This window comes from Bartonella sp. PS7NMGDW (genome assembly GCF_042193585.1).
Taxonomy (GTDB): domain Bacteria; phylum Pseudomonadota; class Alphaproteobacteria; order Rhizobiales; family Rhizobiaceae; genus Bartonella; species Bartonella grahamii.
In genome coordinates this window covers 240,628-260,377 of record NZ_JBHILX010000001.1, presented here as the reverse complement: position 1 = coordinate 260,377, position 19,750 = coordinate 240,628, and the positions used below count along the sequence as shown (strand labels likewise).

Genomic DNA, 19,750 nt, shown 5'->3' with positions numbered 1-19,750 from the left:
AAAAAGTCAATGAAGGTTCTACAAATAAGCATTTTTGGAAAAATCCTTAAACAAAAGTAAAAGTTTAACCTATGATTGATTTGCAAGTTGGGGAAAACATTCTAAATAAACTCTTCAAGAGGTAAAGACTCTTGTCATAGAGTGAGTGCATATTGTAATTTATTATATAATAAGCAAGATGATGTGTTTTGGTTTGTAAGTCCAAAGGTTGGATGATTTTCTTATGCTCGCTTAGAGTGTAAAATTCTTTCATTCAGCGTAGTGAAAACATTATTAAAACATTTGAAGATGCAAAGGGGGAGAGCATCTTAGTGACGTAATCGGAATGGAGTGCTGGTATGGGTTGGACATGTGAACGCGTTGAGCTTCTTAAAAAGCTTTGGAGTGAAGGGTTAAGTGCAAGTCAAATTGCTGCTCAATTAGGTGGGGTCAGCAGAAACGCAGTCATCGGCAAAGTACACCGATTAAAGTTGCCAGGACGCGGTAAAACACCACAAGGAAGTGCGCGTACGCAAAAAACCCCCGTGGGAAGCAGCCCATCATCTCCACGTGTGCGTCGCAACACATCCACGGTATCGCCAATAAACACATCATCTGTAGGTATTGAAGAACCAGTTTTAAAGACAGAATTTGTAGCAGAAGATGTAAAAGAAGTTGATATGTCCACAAAATCCAATGTAGTTGTGCCTATATCACGTCAACTTAATCTTTTACAATTGAGTGAAAATACATGTAGATGGCCGGTTGGCGATCCATTATCAGCAGATTTTCATTTTTGTGGTGCAGATTCTGATGAAAATAGCCCCTATTGTGCCTTTCATGCTAAGCTAGCATTTCAACCAATATCTGAAAGACGTCGGATAAGAGTGTAATATCCTCGATTGAATCTCATATTCTAAGCCTTCTGCGCTTCGTTATTAAATTTTAATTATCGAATTATTATGAGAAAGAAATTTAATAAAGCTTTTAATGAGTGAAAAAATTTCTTCATGAAACTATTCAACGAAATTGTATCTTTTGGTGCTATTGCACAATTATGTATTGTAAAGTTATATTCCTGTTTATTTTCAAGATTCTCTTTAATTTAGTTGCACTACTTTTAACACTATCCATAGCAATATCTTTTGAATAAGATAATTTCTCATGTTTTTATTCTTCGTGTATTTAATAGAGTAATGCTGTGGTTTATAAAAATAATTTATCGCGTTGCAACCTAAATGAGACCCATCAATATCTCTTTCATTTTAAGCCTCTTATATTGAATCAATCAAAATCTTTCGTTTAAGCGTCACGAGCAAGATGAGAGCTGCGAAGAATAAAAACACTTAAAGAAAAGCATGCCTTTTATAAATGCTTTCAAGGAACAAGGGCTTCAAGGGGTGTCGCAACATTGGAAGCTAGCAAAGTGTGTGATGATGCCATCTTGCTCTTTTATTAAGTATAAAGATAGGAGTGCTTAATGGATTTATCGTTATACCCTTCACGGATGCTGTCGCAAAATAGGCTTGGGAGCGTTGAGAAATGTTTCTTTAAAACAAGCCTGTGAATATATGCAACAATGTCATTCTGTTTTGCGTGAGGGATGTGCTCCATTAAAGAACGCGATAAACAAAAGCGTGAAGCAATACGTAGAATGTAAAATGATATATTTATAATTATTTATAAAAAATTATAAATAAGGGGATATTGTATTCAAGACTCTTACGAAATATACGAAAACAATAAATTATTACGTATAAATAAATATTAAACCTAGAACGACCACAATAACATCACTTTCCTTTTCCCGACACAAAACGGCGCAACCAAACATAAAGTGCACCTTCTCCGCCATGTTGACGCCCTGCTTGCTCAAACGCGTGGACATAATATCGAAAAGCTGGTGTTGATAACCAATACGGAACAAATCTATACAAAGTTCCATCGCTCCCAACGGATCGTCCTTTTCCTGTAATCACAAGGACATAACGTAATCCTCTCTGCTGAGAGGATTGTAGAAATTTTTTTAAGAAAAAATAAGCTTCTTCCTGCATATAACCGTGGAGATCAAGGCGCGCCTCAAGAGGATAACGACCTTGGGAAATTTTACGATGTGCAACATGATCAAAGAAATGAATCTTTTGTGCTTGTGTAACTGCCCTCTTTTCGCTTTTAATAATTGTCGAGGGTTGTTGATTTTCCTGAGACAATGAGGAGATTTGAGTTACAAGCTGTTTTTTATCATTAATATTTGCAATAGTTTCTGAAGTAGAAGAGAGCATCTTACCGTGAAGCGGTGTTATCGTACGACAAACCCTCTCCCATAAAAGGCGATCTTGTGAAGCCAATAAATCTCTTTTTTGTCTCCATTTACTTGAGGACATTTTAATTTCTCATAAATCATTGAATGCTTATGGAAGAAAAACAAAAAGTATTTTAATTTTCATTTTCTGTAGCAAAAAGCTTCCAGTTTGGATCTGATGATAAACTATTGCGAACAAAAGTCCAAATATCTCTGATTTCTACAATAGCATCAGGATCACCGTCTATACGCTCGCCCTGTTCATTATAAGTAACAGAAATCATCTCACTGACAATACGTATCGTTAGAAGTTCATCCTTTTCTTGTATTGCCGCCGCAACAAATTCGATCTTATTAATTCCAACAAAAGTGAACTCTATTCTCTCTTTATTTTTTTCTCGTTGCTCAATAGCCGTACAAAAGCTCTCAAAAACATCCTGACAAAGCAAGCTTCTAAGTTGATTGCGATCACCTTTGGCAAAAGCTGTTACAATCATTTCATAAGCAATTTGTGCACCTTTTATAAAAAATTGAGGAGAAAATTGAGGATCAATTTTATGCAATTCCCGCAAATTTTTATTCAAAATACTCCCCTCCGGTGCAATTTTATCAATTTCACTAAAGTCGTCTTTTTGTGAATTTTTCTGATGAGGGAACGAAACAATATTATCAGTCGTTTCTGCTTCAACCTGTTTTTTAGAACGACGTGAATAAGGATCAAAGGGGGGCTTTTCAAACCCAATTCGTTTCCCTAATACATTACGGAGCTGCACAAAAATAACAACCATAACAACAAGAGCTATGACAAGTATAACGTCAAATTCCATGGGCGCTGTCAATCTCCAAAGCTTAAATCTCTAATAAACATTGCAGTCAATACCATTTATCAATAAATATGTAAAATAAGGAATCCTACCATTCAAATATTTTTATAGATTTTATATTAAATGGAGTGCTCTTAAGAATTTCTCCCCTTACTCATCCAGAAGGAAATTTGCATGTGATAAAATTTTATTCTATAAATCCTCGTTTTTTTGTTGTTATCTTTCTTTGCAGTCTTTTAATCGAGATCGCTGGTTTTATCTTTGTTGGTCAAGAAATTGGTATTTTAGCAACTTTGAGTTTGGTTATTCTCACAGCCATAGTTGGGGTTGTTTTATTGCGAGTTCAAGGGTTTAGCCTTTTAAAAAACATACAAACTGAACTTATCCAAGGACGCACATTAGAGAATAATATTATTAATGATGTTTTCATCATGTTTAGTGCAATTTTACTTATTCTTCCTGGCTTTGTAAGTGATCTCTTGGGAATATTACTTCTTATTAAACCAATTCGCTCTGTTGTTTGGCATTTTTTTACATCATTACAAAACAAAATGAATCTCAATACTAAAAGAAAAAATGACGCTGAAAAAGTAATTGATCTTAACGCAGAAGATTACACAATTTATGATACGACAGAATCTCCATGGCGCAAAAATGATGATAACCATTGAAATGCCTAAAAAACCTGTAACAAACTAAAAAAATATTCAAGATAAAGAGCGCATTTCTTGCAACCTTTTGCAAGGCGTGATAACCAGTTTGGTCTTTAGATCTAAAATAAATATACATATTATAATGAGAGAGGTTCGTCGTATGGCCGAAGATGAAATGAATAACAGTGGTGGAGAGCCGGTTTTTGCTGTATTAACTCAATATTTAAAAGATTTATCATTCGAAAACCCGGGTGCTCCTCGTTCATTGCGTACACGTGAAAAATCACCACAAATTGATATCAATATTAACGTCAATGCTAACCCAATTGGTGATGACAATTATGATGTCGTTTTGTCTCTCTCCGTCAAAGCCAATGATGAAACTGAAACCTTATTTCATGTAGAACTGATTTACGGTGGTGTTTTCCACCTTAAAAACATTCCACAAGAACATGTTATGCCATTGGTCTTTATTGAATGTCCCCGTCTTTTATTCCCATTTGCTCGCCAAATTATATCTAATGCTACTCAAAATGGTGGTTTTCCACCTTTATGGATTGATCCTATTGATTTTGCAGCCCTCTTCCAAAAGCGTCTCGCTGAAGAACAAAACGACAATCAAATACAACCCTCTTAAAAAATTTATTCTTTTGCTATCATAAAGCCCCTTAATATATTATTGGTATATTAGGGGCTTTTTTTCTTTAGACGACTTTTGCGGCATGATAAGCCGCAAGCATTGCGATATTGACAACATCTGTATCGCTTCCACTAAACGGTACAATTTGGACAGATTTTTCCAATCCAATTAAAATAGGACCAATGATGGTTGCTCCACCAAGTTCTTGTAACATTTTGCTTGCAATGGAAGACGCGTGATATCCAGGCATAACCAAAATATTAGCGGGCTCTGTTAATCCCATAAATGGATATTGCTGCATCAATTTGGAATTGAGTGCCACATCAGCGCTCATTTCTCCATCAAACTCAAAATCAACCTTGCGTTCATGCAAAATATTAATCGCATCCTGAATTTGCTGTATGATCTGCCCTTTCATATAACCAAACGTAGAAAATGCTAGAAATGCTACCCGTGGTTGATATCCAAATCCACGTACAAACGAAGCGGTTTGTTCCGCTATATCCGCAAGTTCTTCAGCATTAGGATTTTCATAAACGGCTGTATCCGCAATAAACACAGTTCGTCCACGGCAAATAGCCATTGAAATACCAATCAATCGTTCTTTTGGTTTTTCATCAATCGCACGACGTATATCGATCAGCGCTGTTTCATAATTGCGTGTCACCCCTGTAACCATTGCATCAGCATCTCCTAGTGCCACCATACACGCAGCAAAATAATTGCGATCATTATTGATACGACGATGACAATCACGCAACAGCCAGCCTTGACGCTGCATCTTTTTATAAAGATAATTCGCATAAGCATCTGTACGGCAAGAAAGCTTAGCATTCATAATAGAAATACCTTCACGCTCCAGATCAATTCCAGCGATAACAGCCGCTTCTCTTACTTGCTCTTCACGACCAACCAAAATCGCTTGTCCTAATTTTTGATGAACATAGGAAACGGCCGCCCGCATAACTTGCTCTTCTTCACCTTCTGCAAAGACAATTTGTTTTGGCGCTTGACGAACATGATTATAAATCCCACGCATCATCGAGGAAGTAGGATCACGTCTCGCATTCAAATCGCGCTCATAGGCCTCTAAATCATCTATGTTCTTTTGCGCAACACCACTTTCCATTGCTGCTTTTGCTACCGCTATTGAAACAACCGTTAATAAACGCGGATCAAAAGGAACAGGGATGATATAATTAGGACCAAATTTTAATCGCTTTCCACGATAAGCTTCTGCAACGCTGTCAGGCACTTCTTCGTGCGCTAAATTAGCAAGAGCCTTTGCCGCAGCAATCTTCATGTCTTCATTAATAACTCTTGCACGCACATCAAGTGCACCACGAAATATATAAGGAAAGCAGAGAACATTATTAATCTGATTTGGATAATCGGAACGCCCTGTTGCGACAATGGCATCATGACGCACTTGCATAACCTCTTCCGGCGTAATTTCTGGATCAGGATTAGCCATAGCAAAAATGATCGGCTGTGGTGCCATGGATCTTACCATTTCAGGAGTAAGAGCGCCTTTAGCAGAAACCCCAAAAAATATATCTGCTCCTTCCATTGCTTCCATAAGCGTACGTTTATCTGTTTGAATAGCATGCGCAGATTTCCATTGATTCATTCCCTCTTTGCGGCCTTCATAGACCACACCCTTTGTATCACATAATATGATATTTTCGGAACGAAAGCCCATCGCTTTAATCAGTTCAATACAAGCAATCCCTGCAGAACCAGCACCATTACAGACTAACCGCGTATTTTGCATATCGCGCCCTGTTAAAGTCAAAGCATTGAGAACACCAGCAGCAACAATAATTGCTGTACCATGTTGGTCGTCGTGAAAAACAGGTATATTCATCACCTCGCGTAGGCGGCTTTCAATCATAAAGCACTCTGGCGCCTTAATATCTTCAAGATTAATTCCACCAAAAGAAGGTTCTAAATGACGCACCAAATTGATAAAACTTTCTGTATCGTTTATATCAATTTCTAAATCAATGGAATCAATATCCGCAAAACGCTTAAACAGCACTGCTTTGCCTTCCATGACCGGCTTAGAGGCAAGGGCTCCTAAGTTACCTAACCCTAAAATAGCGGTTCCATTTGAAATAACAGCAACAAGATTGCCTTTTGCTGTATAATCATAAGCTAACGCTGGATTTTGAGCAATTGCCTTAACTGGAACTGCAACACCTGGTGAATAAGCAAGTGCTAAATCATGCTGTGTTGCCATAGACTTTGTTGCAACAATCTCAAGCTTTCCTGGTCGACCACGACTATGAAAATCTAGAGCTTCTCGTTCGCTCGCACTGTAAACAGTTTGAGACATTTTCTGATCCTGCTCGCTCTCTTTCATCTCACTTTATTTTCTCCAAAAACAGTGTAAATTTTGCTTGATAATGCGTATAGTCATTAAATTTGATTCATATATTAGAAATCGCTATTCTTGCCTTAGCAAATCTGATGATGCGTTGCAATTTAGAGATAAATAGATATTGAAGTAAACAAAAAAGAGTAAAAACTTCACTTAAAGGAAACAGGCCTCATACAAATGGATAAAAAAGACAACCATAAAAATAATTTAATTCCACAGCCTGCCTCCTCATCTGCTTCCTCTCAAGAACGTCTGACACCTATGATGGAGCAGTACATAGAAATCAAAGCCGTACATCATGATTCTCTTCTCTTTTACCGAATGGGGGATTTTTATGAATTATTTTTTAATGATGCGATTGAAGCTGCTCAGGCTTTAGGAATCACACTCACAGCACGCGGAAAACATTTAGGACAAGATATTCCTATGTGCGGTGTTCCCGTTCATGCTGCTGATGATTATTTACAAAAACTGATTGCTTGTGGTTACCGAGTTGCTGTTTGTGAGCAAATAGAAGATCCTGCTGAAGCAAAAAAACGTGGCTCAAAATCTGTTGTTCGGCGTGATGTTGTTCGCCTTGTAACACCTGGAACTATAACAGAAGAAAAACTCCTTGATCCAACACGCGCAAATTATTTGATGACACTTTCCCGTATAAAAACTAGCGATGGAGAGGAATTTGCTCTTTCTTGGATTGATATCTCAACAGGCATATTTCGTGTAACAGAAAGCCGCCAAGAAAAACTTTTAGCAGATATTATGCGTGTGGATCCACAAGAAATCATTGTTGCTGATTCATTCTTTCATGATAAATCTCACAAATCACTTTTTAATGTTCTTGACCGTATCATTTCACCTCAACCTGCTTGTCTCTTTGATGCACTAACCGCTGAACGCGATATTTGCAATTATTTTAAACTCTCAACTCTTGAAGGTGTTGCTGATTATTCACGTTCCGAACTCTCTGCAATTGTAGCTGCTATTCGTTATATCGAAAAAACACAAATAACGCATCGTCCTCCCCTCATGCAGCCTGAGCGCCAAAATGAAAGTGCAACTCTTTTTATTGATGCCGCAACCAGATTAAGCCTTGAACTTATTCGTACGACATCAGGTCAACGGGATGGAAGTTTATTAAAAGCTATTGATCGCACTGTAACAGGAGGAGGATCACGCCTTCTTATTGACCGCCTTATTGCTCCCCTCACCACTCCTTCAGCTATTGATACGCGTTTGGATTCTATCGATTTTTTTCTACGTAATCCTTCTCTTGCAGAAGCGATAAAGCTTATTTTAAAAGGGGGACCAGATATGCCCCGCGCCGTTTCACGTTTGGCTCTTGGACGAGGAGGTCCCCGTGATATGGCGACAATCCAGCGCGGCTTTGAAATCATTCGTGAATTGCATCAACTTCTTGATAATGAGCTTCTGCCTCAAGAAATAAGTGATGTACAACAGATGTTCTCAAACTTACCCACAGCGTTATATTTTCATTTAGAACAAGCATTAGCTGATGATCTCCCGCTCCTTAAACGTGATGGTGGTTTTATTCGTTCAAATTATCATAAAGAGCTCGATGAAATGCGTGCTTTACGTGATGAATCGCGCCGTGTTATTGCTGAACTTCAAGCGCAATATGCTCAAGAAACAGATATTAAGACGCTTAAAATAAAGCATAATAATATTCTAGGTTATTTCATTGAAGTAACCAGTACACAAGCATCTGCTCTTACAAATAATCCACAAGCTAAAGCACGTTTTATTCATCGGCAAACAATGGCAAATGCTATGCGTTTTACGACAACAGAGCTTGCTGACCTTGAAAGCCGTATTGCCCATGCCGCCAATCACGCATTAACACTTGAACTAGAGATTTTTGATATTCTCGTTCAGGAAATTACCGAACAAGTTGATTTTATTCGTAAAGCCTCTGAAGCACTTGCTATTTTAGATGTCTCTGTCGCCTTAGCATATCTTGCTGAAGAACAAGGATATTGCCGCCCTAAAATTGATCTTTCACTTACCTTTCATATCACAGCAGGACGCCATCCTGTCGTCGAGCAAGCACTCCGCAAACAAGCAGCAGAACCTTTTATTGCCAATAATTGTGATCTCTCTGTGCAAGAAAATCAGCAATATGCAGCAATCTGGCTGTTGACAGGGCCTAATATGGGAGGAAAATCAACTTTTTTGCGGCAAAATGCTCTCATTGCTATTATGGCGCAAATGGGGTCCTTCGTTCCAGCGACTTCAGCACATATTGGTGTCGTTGATCGCCTGTTTAGTCGTGTCGGGGCTTCCGATGACCTTGCACGGGGACGCTCAACCTTTATGATGGAAATGGTTGAAACAGCAACGATTCTCAATCATGCTAGCCACCATTCCCTTGTTATTCTTGATGAAATAGGGCGTGGGACATCAACCTTTGATGGACTTTCTATTGCTTGGGCTGCCGTTGAATATCTCCATGAAGTTAACCATTGTCGTGCTATTCTCGCTACCCATTTTCATGAAATGACTGCACTTACCGAAAAACTTGACAGGCTGCATAATGTAACCATGAAAGTCAAAAATTGGGATGGTGATGTAGTTTTTCTTCATGAGGTCACACCAGGAGCTGCTGACCGTTCCTATGGTGTACAAGTCGCAAAGCTTGCTGGACTTCCCCCAGCAGTTATTACACGAGCAACAGATGTACTCCATCAATTAGAACAAGGTGAAATGGCTGGAAAAGGACATAAACTCATTGATGATTTACCGCTCTTTTCTCTTAAAGCAACATCTCCCGTCAATGAAGCAAGAAACAAACATTGTGTACTTCACGAAGCTTTAAAAAATATCCATCCCGATGAACTCTCTCCTAAACAAGCTTTAGAAGCAATTTACCACCTCAAACAGCTTGAAAAGAGCAACCCTTTATAGAAAACGGATGTTATTTTTTATTAAAAAGCTTTCTTAATAGGAGATAAAGTATCCCTTTTTGATATGCCACAGCATAAACTGTTGTTTACCGTATTCCCATCGCTTTTCTACACAATATATTTTGATAAGTGTAATGCATATAGAGGCAAAATCCTATGTATTATATTTCATATTTCCTTAGATCAATATTGGCCCGTATACAAAAAATTGGTCAATGTCGAATATTTTTACAAGATAGTCGTTTTTTGCAAAGATTGTCATGAAATCTCCTCCACCTTGCAAATACGCAATATTTAATGAATTATGCTTTTTCATAATCAATATTATTGTTATCATAGCAACAGTTTTAGTTTAAAGCTGTCGGTGTTGAGATGCCACTCCATTTTGCATAATAACTTCACAGATAATGGGTCTCGCATTTTCTTCACATTTTAAGTTATAAAGAGCTCTTTTACTGTTTTCATATGAACCATATAATCAAATATATCACAGCAGTATTTTATTTTCCTAAACATCCTTGAACTCCTTCCCGCATCTCAAAGGATAAGGATTTTCATTCGAATCAAGTCTGCAAACAGTCCAGATTCTAAGAGATTTACCTTGACTTCCTAGTCATGTGATTCACCTAAACTCAAAGCCTGATAAACAAATCTAAGAATATTCACCACACACTAAAAAAATACTTAAATATATTAAGAAGAATACCATATATCACAGCTCTAAATGACAGTGTTTTACGGTATTGCAAGATAATGCCACCACTACAATAAATATCTTTCATAAATATGAGTAACAAGAAATCGTAATTTCGTATAAAATTGGAATATGATATGAAAAGTAATCATACCATATCTATCTTTATCTGTCTTACCTAGCTGCTAAAATAAGCAATCCTCAGCAGCTTTTAGTTGTATTGATAGCTTTTTAATCATACTCATCATGACTCGAAATATTCTGTTAAGTTCATAAACTCATAAAATAATTAGCTTAGAATATCGTGCAAAAGATGCAAAAAATCAGAATACTATCTCTCTTTTATAAGACGCGTCATTCATCTCATCAAATATTACGTACTGCACCCTTTGCAGCAGATGTGGTCATCGCTGCATAGGCTTTGAGAGCCTTTGAAACTTTACGCTGACGCTTCTCAATCGGTTGCCAAGCACCTTTTCCTTTTGCTTCCATCTTAGCACGGCGCTGCTTCATCTCAATATCATCCACCAACATATGAATTCTACGATTTGGAATATCAATTTCTATGATATCCCCCTCCTCTACCAACGCAATTTCTCCTCCTTCAGCAGCTTCTGGTGAAATATGTCCTATCGAAAGCCCTGAACTTCCCCCTGAAAAACGCCCATCTGTAACAAGTGCACAAACCTTGCCCAATCCTTTAGATTTGAGATAACTTGTTGGATAAAGCATTTCTTGCATTCCAGGTCCACCACGTGGACCTTCATAACGGATTAAAACAATTTCACCTGTTTTAATCTTATCAGTTAATATAGCTGAAACAGCTGAATCTTGGCTTTCAAAAATTCTTGCCGGACCTTTAAAAGTTAAGATTGATTGATCAACGCCTGCTGTTTTTACAATGCAGCCATCTTTTGCAAGATTTCCATAAAGAACTGCCAATCCTCCATCTTGTGAATATGCATGTTCCCTATCGCGAATCACACCTTTTTCACGATCAAGATCAAGGGTCTCATAGCGACAAGATTGGCTAAAAGCTGTCTGTGTTGGAATACCACCAGGAGCAGCACGATAAAATGTACGAACTGTTGGTTCATTAGTTTGTTTCACATCCCAACGGTAAAGAGCTTCTTTCATTGTTTTTGCGTGAACCGTATAAGTTGACGTATCAATGAGTCCTGCCGCATCCAGTTCACCTAAAAGCCCCATAATACCACCAGCGCGATGAACATCTTCCATATGTACATTCGCGACAGCAGGAGCAACCTTACATAAAATAGGAACACGACGTGAAAGATGATCAATATCCGTCATGGTAAAATCCACTTCACCTTCTTGCGCCGCGGCTAAAAGATGCAGTACTGTATTGGTTGATCCCCCCATAGCAATATCAACGGTCATTGCATTTTCAAAAGCCTTGCGTGAAGCAATAGAGCGCGGCAAGACTGTTTCATCATCTTTTTCATAATAACGTTTAACCAATGCAACAATCTGTTTTCCAGCTTCTTCAAAAAGCATCCGTCGATCTGCATGTGTTGCTAACATTGATCCATTTCCGGGAAGCGAAAGCCCCAATGCTTCCGTTAAGCAATTCATGGAGTTGGCTGTAAACATTCCTGAACAAGAACCACATGTAGGACAAGCAGCACGCTCCATTTCAGCAACTTCTTCTTCTGAATTCTGTTCTGAAGCTGCTGCGACCATGGCATCGACCAAATCAACCCTTAGATCTTGATCCTTCCATTTAATCTTACCTGCTTCCATAGGACCGCCAGAAACAAAGATTGTCGGAATATTCAACCGTAAAGCAGCCATTAACATACCAGGCGTAATTTTGTCACAATTAGAAATACAGACAAGTGCATCCGCACAATGTGCATTAACCATATACTCTACAGAATCAGCAATGATTTCACGTGAGGGCAAAGAATAGAGCATTCCATCGTGCCCCATCGCAATTCCATCATCTACAGCAATGGTATTAAATTCTTTCGCAACACCACCGGCAACTGCTATCTGTTGTGCGACTAATTGCCCAAGATCTTTTAAATGGACATGCCCTGGTACAAATTGTGTAAAAGAATTCGCAATCGCAATAATGGGTTTACCAAAATCAGTATCTTTCATCCCTGTTGCACGCCAAAGTCCGCGGGCTCCTGCCATATTACGCCCGTGGGTCGATATTCTTGAACGGTAAGAAGGCATTATTTTTTTCCCCTCAAATAATTCCATTTTGCTTGTTGTGCTGTAACTTCATTATAAAAACAAGAGCTTTAATATTCAAAAGAGAAAAATACCTTGTACTGAGGCATTTGAAGCACAAAATTAAAAGCTCTGCATAAACTTTTTCATAAAGCCTTTGTTTTTCTTATTACCTGTTAATCAACATCTAATCCCTGTGCAATTCCACGTTTGAGACAAATATCAAAACGCTTCAGTGTGGCACGAACTGTTCCAGATTTTTGTATGCCAGATTTGGCCAGATTTGGTAAGTATATTGCATCTATCTGTTTGCGTAATTTCTGGAACAAGAAGACAGCCTAATTTGGAAAGAATATAAAAGCATCATGTAAAAATCTATCATCTCCTTACAATTCAGCTTTACACTTTTCAAAAGCATTCATAGCAATATCTTTTTAATAATGATGACGCATTATCTCATGCTTTTGTTTTTACACTCTTCAATGGAGTTACTCCCCTTAGGAAGAACAGAACACCCCAAACAAAATACACTTTTATAGCCTTCATGTACTCATTTTAAAGAAACATCTTTCAATGCGCTCGAGCCCATTTCACGATAGCGCCCATGAATGGTATAAAAATCCCCGTGAATAATATAAATCTATAGAGAACATCTTCACACTTATGAAGAAACAAACTGACACCATCATACATTTTTCTCATCCCCAATATTGCGAACATCCTTGGTAATTAAGACAATTAACAAGAGATATTTTTATTCCTTCCTTCAAGCGTTTTTATCTAAATGGCTTTCCCTGCGTGTGACATACAAGCAAGTGACTTTAATTGTTTTAATACAAGAGGATCTAAAATGAGAGAACCTTATGATATTCGGGACTCTCATTCCAGTTGTAAAAAATTAATTATGAATATAAACCAATACTTATCTCATTATAACTCACATTACACCCTTTACGAAAAAACAGATAGAATTTACAAAGAGTACAGCGTTTTCTCGTAAGGTAATCTAGTGCAGAGTTACAATTTGTAGTTCATGCTCATTGGCTCCAGCAAGAGCGATAGAACGCTCATCGGATAAAATGATAGGATAACCTGTTTCACCAAAGAGAGCCCATATCGTAATTCCTGGGGTCATTGGTGGAAGATCTGGAAAATTTTTAGCCAAATCATCTGTACAAACTTTTTTTAAATAGGCAATCTGTCCCGCATCAGAGTAGGATGTGTTCTGAAACGACAAGTTCTGTTTATGTTCTCCCATTTCACTGTTCCTTTACGCCTTAACTTTTATGACTCACCACTACTGACTTTAATTGGAATCTGTTTTATTTCTTTTTTTAACTTTGGTTGATACAGATTAATTGATAAAAGACCATTTTTCAACTCTGCATTTGTAACATGCATCCCTTCCGCGAGAACAAAGGTTCGCTGGAATTGTCGCGCAGCTATACCGCGATATAAATATTGATGATTTTGGTTGTCTGTTTGTTTACCATGAATAACCAATTGATTATCATCGAGCAAAATATTAAGATGGTTAACCTTAAATCCAGCAACAGCCAAAGTTATCCGGATATGATTTGCATCATCATTTTTATGCAAACGTTCAATGTTATAGGCTGGGTAAGCCTCATCAGCTTTACCGATACGTTGCAATATTTTTTCTACGGTTTCAAACCCTAAAAGGAAGGGATTGGAGAAAGGTGTCACATGTGTCATTCATGAGTATCCTCTTTAAAACGGCTTTACTTGACCAAACTCTATAAAAGTGTTCGCTGCATTCCTCTCATATGGCGAGCGTGAATGATAACTTCAAGAGAGAAGATTTAAGAGAGTTCAATGCCTCAAAGTACCATAAAATTGTCAAACGTGCGAAATTTATCTGGTATATTATATAATGAAAATGAAATTGCAGAAATATTTCGCCGTTTTTCTGTGCAACGCCCAGCGCCTAAGAGTGATCTTATCTATACAAATATTTTTACGCTTTTGGTTGCCGTTGTGCTTTCGGCTCAAGCGACAGATGTAAGCGTTAATAAAGCGACAAAAGAATTATTTCGCCTTGCTGATCAACCGGAAAAAATGGTTGCATTAGGAGAAGAAGAAATAGCACATCATATCCGTTCAATTGGTCTTTGGCGAGCAAAAGCACGCAATGTTTATGCACTTTGCAACTGTTTAATTGATTGTTATGGCGGTCAAGTACCTGATACGCGTGAAGCACTTATGTCCCTTCCTGGAGTGGGGCGCAAAACGGCTAATGTTGTTTTGAATGTTGCTTTTGGTCAGCCTACATTGGCAGTAGATACACATATTTTTCGCTTAAGCAATCGTCTTGGTTTAGCGCCTGGCAAAACACCGGAGATTGTTGAGAAAAAATTATTAAAGATTATACCAATCCATTATCTTCGTCATGCACATCATTGGCTGATTTTACATGGACGCTATGTTTGCCAAGCACGTAAAGCACAATGTAGGCAATGCATTATTGCTGATCTATGTAAAGCAGCTATCAAAACAAATGCTATTCCGGCACCTTTAGTTGAGCTTCAAGGCAATGGAGCTCCGATTTTTTTGTAATACGGTCTTGCTATTTTGTGTATACTAGCTTATGGAAACACTATTAGAACCGCCCGGCAGGGCATGCCGTGGCTGTTTAAATGCTTGTTCAAGCGTTGGTCCGCTTGAGTGAATAAAATGTTTGATTGAATAAATTAATGTACGGAGTAGCAAAATGCCCAAGATGAAGACCAAATCATCCGCTAAAAAGCGGTTTAAAATCACTGCGTCAGGCAAAATTAAAGTAGCAGCTGCCGGTAAGCGCCACGGTATGATTAAGCGTTCGAATAAATTTATTCGCGATGCACGTGGAACAATGGTTTTGTGTGAACAAGATGCTAAAAAAGTCGTTCAGCATTATTTGCCGAATGGTGTTTAAACCTTACGCTTTTGATTTTGAGGAGATTATAATATGGCACGTGTGAAAAGAGGTGTGACAGCACACGCTAAGCACAAAAAAGTTCTTAAACAGGCTGAAGGTTTTTACGGTCGTCGTAAAAATACCATTCGTGCAGCTAAAGCAGCAGTTGATCGTTCAAAGCAATACGCTTATCGTGATCGCAAAAATAGGAAACGTACTTTCCGTGCTTTGTGGATTCAGAGAATTAATGCGGCTGTTCGCGCAGAAGGTTTAACCTATGGACGTTTTATTGATGGTTTATCAAAAGCCGGTATTGAGGTTGATCGTAAGGTTCTTTCAGATATAGCGATCTATGAGGCAGAAGCATTTTCTGCTTTAATTGCCTCGGCAAAAAAGGCTTTGGAATATTTAAAAGATACGACACCTAATGCTTTCGAAGGCGCTGTCAAATAAGCCAGTCGTGTTCTCTTAAAGCATTCATTTATTCGAGGTCCCGTGCTGGCTATTGCGAGTGCGGGTTTTTCTTTATTAAAAAATAGGCAAAAATATGAATGATATTGAGCGTCTGGAACAAGAAATTTGTTTAGCCTTAGAGGCAGCGGGTGATGAACAAGCACTTGAGGAAGTGCGTATTGCAGCATTGGGTAAAAAAGGTAGTATCTCTGAAAAATTAAAAGAATTAGGAAAAATGGATGCTGGCGAGCGTCATAAAGTTGGACCAGTTCTTAATGGATTAAAAAATCGTATTTTAGAATTATGGGCACAAAAGCGTGATCTTCTGAAAAGACAGGCAATGGATGCTCGGCTTTCTCGTGAAACAGTTGATGTTACCTTGCCTGTTCGCTCTTCACCTATAGAACGGGGGCGCATTCATCCTATTTCACAAGTAATTGAGGAAATTATTGCCATTTATACGAAGTTGGGTTTTTCTCTTGCAGAGGGACCTGATATTGAAACAGATTATTATAATTTTACGGCATTGAATTTTCCTGAAGGGCATCCAGCACGAGAAATGCATGATACCTTCTTTTTTGATGTCGATAAAATGGGAGAACGAAAATTATTGCGGACCCATACATCACCTGTACAAATTCGCACACTAGAAAAACAAAAAGCACCGATACGGATCATTATTCCTGGAAAAACGTACCGCATGGATTCGGATGCAACACATTCTCCCATGTTCCATCAGGTAGAAGGTCTTGTCATTGATAAAACCTCCACCATTGCCCATATGATGTGGTTACATGAAACCTTTTGTAAAGAATTTTTTGAAGTTCCCTCTGTAAAAATGCGTTTTCGTCCCTCTTTTTTCCCTTTTACCGAACCATCTATGGAAGTGGATATTCAATGTGATCGTTCTGGTTCAGAAGTAAAATTCGGAGAAGGACAGGATTGGTTGGAAATTTTAGGATGCGGAATGGTGCATCCTCATGTGTTGAAAAATGTTGGTTTAGACCCCGATGAATATCAAGGCTTTGCTTGGGGAATGGGCATTGATCGTATTGCCATGTTGAAATACGGTATGCCTGATTTACGGGCTTTTTTTGATGCCGATCTGCGTTGGTTAGACCATTATGGCTTTCGTTGCTTTGATATGCCTGCTTTTTTTCCTAATAGAAATATGTGATCTTAGTCATCGCTTTCATGTGAGGTTTTAAAATGAAATTTACATTGTCGTGGTTAAAAGATCACTTAGAGACAAATGCATCTTTGGATGAAATTTGTGAGAAACTAACAGCTATAGGTCTTGAGGTTGATTACGTTGATGATCGGTCTTCTTTAAAAGGTTTTGTGATTGCAAAAGTTTTAACTGCAATAAAACATCCTGATGCAGATAAACTCCAGATTCTGTCCGTCGATACAGGGACTTCTACACCTGTTCAAGTTGTCTGTGGAGCACCAAATGCGCGTGCAGGTCTTGTTGGTGTTCTGGCACTACCAGGCACTTATATTTCAGGACTCGATGTGACATTATCTGTAGGAAAAATCCGCGGTGTTGAAAGTTTTGGGATGATGTGTTCGCAAGCGGAGCTTGAATTATCAAATGAACATGACGGGATTATCGAACTTCCAGAAGATGCACCTATTGGAGATTCATTTGCAGCTTATGCTGGTTTAGATGATCCGATTATTGATATTGGTTTGACCCCCAATCGCTCTGATTGTACAGGTGTTCGTGGTATTGCCCGTGATCTTGCTGCCACCGGAATGGGAAAATTAAAAGAATTATCCTTGTCAAAATTTGAACCTTCCTTTGAAACACCTCTCGATATTTCATTAGATTTTTCACAAGATTCATCATTATGTTTAGGTTTTGCTTGGCGTGAAGTTCGCAATGTTCAAAATGGAGCATCGCCACAGTGGATGCAACAGCGTTTGAATGCAATTGGTTTGAGACCGATTAATGCGCTTGTTGATATGACCAATTACATCAGTTTTGACCTTGGTCGTCCACTCCATGTTTTTGATGCAGATAAAATTAAAGGTAATTTGTGTGTACGTTGTGCTCGTGAGGGAGAACAGCTTCAAGCACTGAACGGAAAAATCTATCATTTGGGCGCTAAGAATTGTGTCATTGCAGATGACGATGGGATTGTTTCGATTGCCGGTATCATGGGCGGTGAAAGAACGAGTTGTGATGAAACAACACATCGTGTTATTATTGAATCGGCGCTTTGGGATGCGAAAAACATTGCACAAACAGGAAGAGCATTAGGTCTTATCAGTGATGCGCGTTATCGATTTGAACGAGGTGTTGATCCGGCTTTTATGGAAACAGGGCTTGAGATTGCAACAGAATTGGTCTTACGTCTTTGTGGTGGTGAAGTATCTAAGAAGAGGATCGCTGGCTATCAGCAACAAGAAATCAAACAGATCGTTTTTCCTTTTTCTGAAATTAAACGTTTAACCAATTTGGAAATAGAGCCTGAAAAAGTCATCTCTATTTTAACAAAACTTGGATTTTTCGTTGAAGGAAAAGGAGATGTCGTTACAGTAAAAGTACCATCATGGCGCCCTGATATTATGGGGAAAGCCGATTTGGTGGAAGAAGTCATGAGGATTTATGGGCTAGATAAAATTAAACCTATTCCTTTGGAAAACTTCGCAGAAGGAAAAGATCAAATTTTAACATGCGCACAAATTCGTTCACGTGCTACACGTTTGGCTTTAGTGCAACGTGGTATGAAAGAAGCGGTAACATGGTCTTTTATTTCTGAAAATCAAGCTCTTGCTTTTGGAGGAGGTCAAGAAAAGCTTAAATTGGTTAATCCTATTGCTGCTGATATGTCAATGATGCGTCCTTCCCTTTTACCTGGTTTGATTATGGCGGCACAGAGAAATGCTGATCGTGGTTTTTCCGATCTTGCTTTGTTTGAAGTTTCCAATATTTATGAAGGCGATACCCCTGATAAACAACACCGTGTTGTTAGTGGGATTCGTCGTGGAACAGAGCAATTTAAAGGGGCTGGTCGTTTTTGGAATGGAAATGCAACCGTCGTTGATGTTTTTGATGCCAAAGCAGATGCTTTAGCTATTTTAGAGGCATGCGATATGGATGTTGGAAAAGTGCAGATTGAAGTTGGAGCGCCCGATTGGTATCATCCTGGTCGTTCAGGTGTCATAAAACTTGGATCAAAGATTATTCTTGGTTTTTTTGGTGTTTTTCATCCTGCTACATTAGAAAAGTTAGATGTCAGTGGCCCTTTATGCGGCTTTGAAATTTTTCTAGACAGAATTCCAGAATCAAAGAAAAAAACGACCAAAAGCCGTCCTCCTTTGAAACTCTCACCTTTTCAAATGGTGCGGCGTGATTTTGCCTTTATAGCGGATAAAACTGTTGCCTCTTCTCTTATTATTCGTGCGGCAAGTGGAGCCGATAAAAAACTTATTCATTCAGTGCAGATTTTTGATATTTTTGAAGATTTAAGCTTTGGCGAAGATAAAAAATCTGTTGCGATTGAAGTAACTATTCAGCCCATAGAACGGACTCTAACAGATGAAGATTTAGAAAAGCTTGCCTTAAAGATCGTGGATAATGTTACCAAAATGACAGGTGCATATTTGCGCTACTGAGTATTTTCATTTTTTATGAGATATTTTACATGAAGTGGGAGCATTTTTGAGTGCTCCCTTTTTATTTGGCATTCAAGAGCGATGGAGCTTCTTGAAAGCGGTGCTCCTTACCAAAACAAGCTGCTTAAATCATCAATTTTTTCAATATGAAAAAAACT

The 19,750-nt window shown here is 38.4% G+C and carries 16 protein-coding genes and 1 pseudogene; 10 read left to right on the top strand and 7 right to left on the bottom strand.

Going from position 1 to position 19,750, the window contains the following annotated elements; translation table 11 throughout:
* Positions 1–338 precede the first annotated feature (338 nt).
* Together ACFIKJ_RS00995 and ACFIKJ_RS00990 are read left to right on the top strand one after the other, a co-directional pair.
* On the top strand, positions 339–872 hold the full coding sequence (locus ACFIKJ_RS00995; protein WP_375626243.1) for a GcrA family cell cycle regulator: 534 nt from the start codon (positions 339–341) through the stop codon (positions 870–872).
* 443 nt (positions 873–1,315) lie between these two features.
* Positions 1,316–1,636 (top strand): annotated as a pseudogene (locus ACFIKJ_RS00990) (integrase arm-type DNA-binding domain-containing protein); the annotation flags it as partial.
* 136 nt (positions 1,637–1,772) lie between these two features.
* On the opposite strand, the gene ACFIKJ_RS00985 reads toward ACFIKJ_RS00990, so the two are convergent.
* Positions 1,773–2,363 carry a Smr/MutS family protein gene (locus ACFIKJ_RS00985; protein ID WP_375670152.1) on the bottom strand — a complete coding sequence of 197 codons (591 nt, stop codon included), beginning with the start codon at positions 2,361–2,363 and terminating at the stop codon, positions 1,773–1,775.
* Positions 2,364–2,415: 52 nt separating this feature from the next.
* A complete protein-coding gene (locus ACFIKJ_RS00980; RefSeq protein ID WP_375625438.1) occupies positions 2,416–3,108 on the bottom strand; it encodes a Tim44/TimA family putative adaptor protein in 693 nt (230 codons plus the stop codon).
* A gap of 173 nt (positions 3,109–3,281) precedes the next feature.
* On the opposite strand from ACFIKJ_RS00980, the gene ACFIKJ_RS00975 reads away from it, so the two are divergent.
* Both ACFIKJ_RS00975 and secB read left to right on the top strand, forming a co-directional pair.
* Positions 3,282–3,776: an FxsA family protein gene (locus tag ACFIKJ_RS00975; protein WP_375626238.1), complete on the top strand. Its 495-nt coding sequence runs from the start codon at positions 3,282–3,284 to the stop codon at positions 3,774–3,776.
* Between the two features lie 142 nt (positions 3,777–3,918).
* Entirely contained in the window at positions 3,919–4,395 is a 477-nt protein-coding gene (gene secB, locus ACFIKJ_RS00970; protein WP_375625440.1) for a protein-export chaperone SecB, read from the top strand.
* Between the two features lie 67 nt (positions 4,396–4,462).
* Here the strand turns inward: secB and ACFIKJ_RS00965 are convergent, their stop codons facing one another.
* Positions 4,463–6,763, bottom strand: coding sequence for an NADP-dependent malic enzyme (locus tag ACFIKJ_RS00965; RefSeq protein WP_375626236.1), 2,301 nt, complete (start codon positions 6,761–6,763; stop codon positions 4,463–4,465).
* 195 nt (positions 6,764–6,958) lie between these two features.
* Here ACFIKJ_RS00965 and mutS point away from each other — a divergent pair, with 195 nt between their 5' ends.
* Positions 6,959–9,703, top strand: coding sequence for a DNA mismatch repair protein MutS (gene mutS, locus ACFIKJ_RS00960; RefSeq protein ID WP_375670151.1), 2,745 nt, complete (start codon positions 6,959–6,961; stop codon positions 9,701–9,703).
* Positions 9,704–10,762: 1,059 nt separating this feature from the next.
* Here mutS and ilvD read toward each other — a convergent pair.
* From ilvD to ACFIKJ_RS00940, 4 genes are all read right to left on the bottom strand, one after another.
* The gene (gene ilvD, locus ACFIKJ_RS00955; protein ID WP_375653372.1) at positions 10,763–12,601 is read right to left on the bottom strand and encodes a dihydroxy-acid dehydratase; all 1,839 of its coding nucleotides are present in this window, start codon (positions 12,599–12,601) and stop codon (positions 10,763–10,765) included.
* 173 nt (positions 12,602–12,774) lie between these two features.
* Positions 12,775–12,927, bottom strand: coding sequence for a hypothetical protein (locus ACFIKJ_RS00950; protein ID WP_375625444.1), 153 nt, complete (start codon positions 12,925–12,927; stop codon positions 12,775–12,777).
* A gap of 677 nt (positions 12,928–13,604) precedes the next feature.
* Positions 13,605–13,856: a DUF1150 domain-containing protein gene (locus ACFIKJ_RS00945; RefSeq protein ID WP_012754519.1), complete on the bottom strand. Its 252-nt coding sequence runs from the start codon at positions 13,854–13,856 to the stop codon at positions 13,605–13,607.
* Positions 13,857–13,882: 26 nt separating this feature from the next.
* The gene (locus tag ACFIKJ_RS00940; RefSeq protein ID WP_375625445.1) at positions 13,883–14,314 is read right to left on the bottom strand and encodes an Hsp20 family protein; all 432 of its coding nucleotides are present in this window, start codon (positions 14,312–14,314) and stop codon (positions 13,883–13,885) included.
* A 120-nt stretch (positions 14,315–14,434) separates the two neighbouring features.
* Here ACFIKJ_RS00940 and nth point away from each other — a divergent pair, with 120 nt between their 5' ends.
* The 5 genes from nth to pheT all read left to right on the top strand — a co-directional run bounded on the left by nth (position 14,435) and on the right by pheT (position 19,592).
* Positions 14,435–15,175 (top strand): endonuclease III, encoded by a 741-nt coding sequence (nth, locus tag ACFIKJ_RS00935; RefSeq protein ID WP_375651639.1) that lies wholly within the window; start codon positions 14,435–14,437, stop codon positions 15,173–15,175.
* A gap of 154 nt (positions 15,176–15,329) precedes the next feature.
* A complete protein-coding gene (gene rpmI / locus ACFIKJ_RS00930) occupies positions 15,330–15,533 on the top strand; it encodes a 50S ribosomal protein L35 (protein WP_012754516.1) in 204 nt (67 codons plus the stop codon).
* A 33-nt stretch (positions 15,534–15,566) separates the two neighbouring features.
* Positions 15,567–15,968: a 50S ribosomal protein L20 gene (gene rplT / locus ACFIKJ_RS00925; protein WP_375626228.1), complete on the top strand. Its 402-nt coding sequence runs from the start codon at positions 15,567–15,569 to the stop codon at positions 15,966–15,968.
* A 94-nt stretch (positions 15,969–16,062) separates the two neighbouring features.
* The gene (gene pheS, locus ACFIKJ_RS00920) at positions 16,063–17,145 is read left to right on the top strand and encodes a phenylalanine--tRNA ligase subunit alpha (protein ID WP_375626226.1); all 1,083 of its coding nucleotides are present in this window, start codon (positions 16,063–16,065) and stop codon (positions 17,143–17,145) included.
* A 32-nt stretch (positions 17,146–17,177) separates the two neighbouring features.
* Complete coding sequence (pheT, locus tag ACFIKJ_RS00915) at positions 17,178–19,592, top strand: phenylalanine--tRNA ligase subunit beta (RefSeq protein WP_375670150.1); 2,415 nt, start codon at positions 17,178–17,180, stop codon at positions 19,590–19,592.
* Positions 19,593–19,750: the final 158 nt, after the last annotated feature.

Excerpts from the sequence above, each read along its gene's own strand:
- ACFIKJ_RS00995 (WP_375626243.1), top strand. The coding sequence starts at position 339 with ATGGGTTGGACATGTGAACGCGTTGAGCTTCTTAAAAAGCTTTGGAGT.
- ACFIKJ_RS00985 (WP_375670152.1), bottom strand. The coding sequence starts at position 2,363 with ATGTCCTCAAGTAAATGGAGACAAAAAAGAGATTTATTGGCTTCACAA.
- ACFIKJ_RS00980 (WP_375625438.1), bottom strand. The coding sequence starts at position 3,108 with ATGGAATTTGACGTTATACTTGTCATAGCTCTTGTTGTTATGGTTGTT.
- secB (WP_375625440.1), top strand. The coding sequence starts at position 3,919 with ATGGCCGAAGATGAAATGAATAACAGTGGTGGAGAGCCGGTTTTTGCT.
- ACFIKJ_RS00965 (WP_375626236.1), bottom strand. The coding sequence starts at position 6,763 with ATGAAAGAGAGCGAGCAGGATCAGAAAATGTCTCAAACTGTTTACAGT.
- mutS (WP_375670151.1), top strand. The coding sequence starts at position 6,959 with ATGGATAAAAAAGACAACCATAAAAATAATTTAATTCCACAGCCTGCC.
- ilvD (WP_375653372.1), bottom strand. The coding sequence starts at position 12,601 with ATGCCTTCTTACCGTTCAAGAATATCGACCCACGGGCGTAATATGGCA.
- ACFIKJ_RS00945 (WP_012754519.1), bottom strand. The coding sequence starts at position 13,856 with ATGGGAGAACATAAACAGAACTTGTCGTTTCAGAACACATCCTACTCT.
- ACFIKJ_RS00940 (WP_375625445.1), bottom strand. The coding sequence starts at position 14,314 with ATGACACATGTGACACCTTTCTCCAATCCCTTCCTTTTAGGGTTTGAA.
- nth (WP_375651639.1), top strand. The coding sequence starts at position 14,435 with ATGCCTCAAAGTACCATAAAATTGTCAAACGTGCGAAATTTATCTGGT.
- rpmI (WP_012754516.1), top strand. The coding sequence starts at position 15,330 with ATGCCCAAGATGAAGACCAAATCATCCGCTAAAAAGCGGTTTAAAATC.
- rplT (WP_375626228.1), top strand. The coding sequence starts at position 15,567 with ATGGCACGTGTGAAAAGAGGTGTGACAGCACACGCTAAGCACAAAAAA.
- pheS (WP_375626226.1), top strand. The coding sequence starts at position 16,063 with ATGAATGATATTGAGCGTCTGGAACAAGAAATTTGTTTAGCCTTAGAG.
- pheT (WP_375670150.1), top strand. The coding sequence starts at position 17,178 with ATGAAATTTACATTGTCGTGGTTAAAAGATCACTTAGAGACAAATGCA.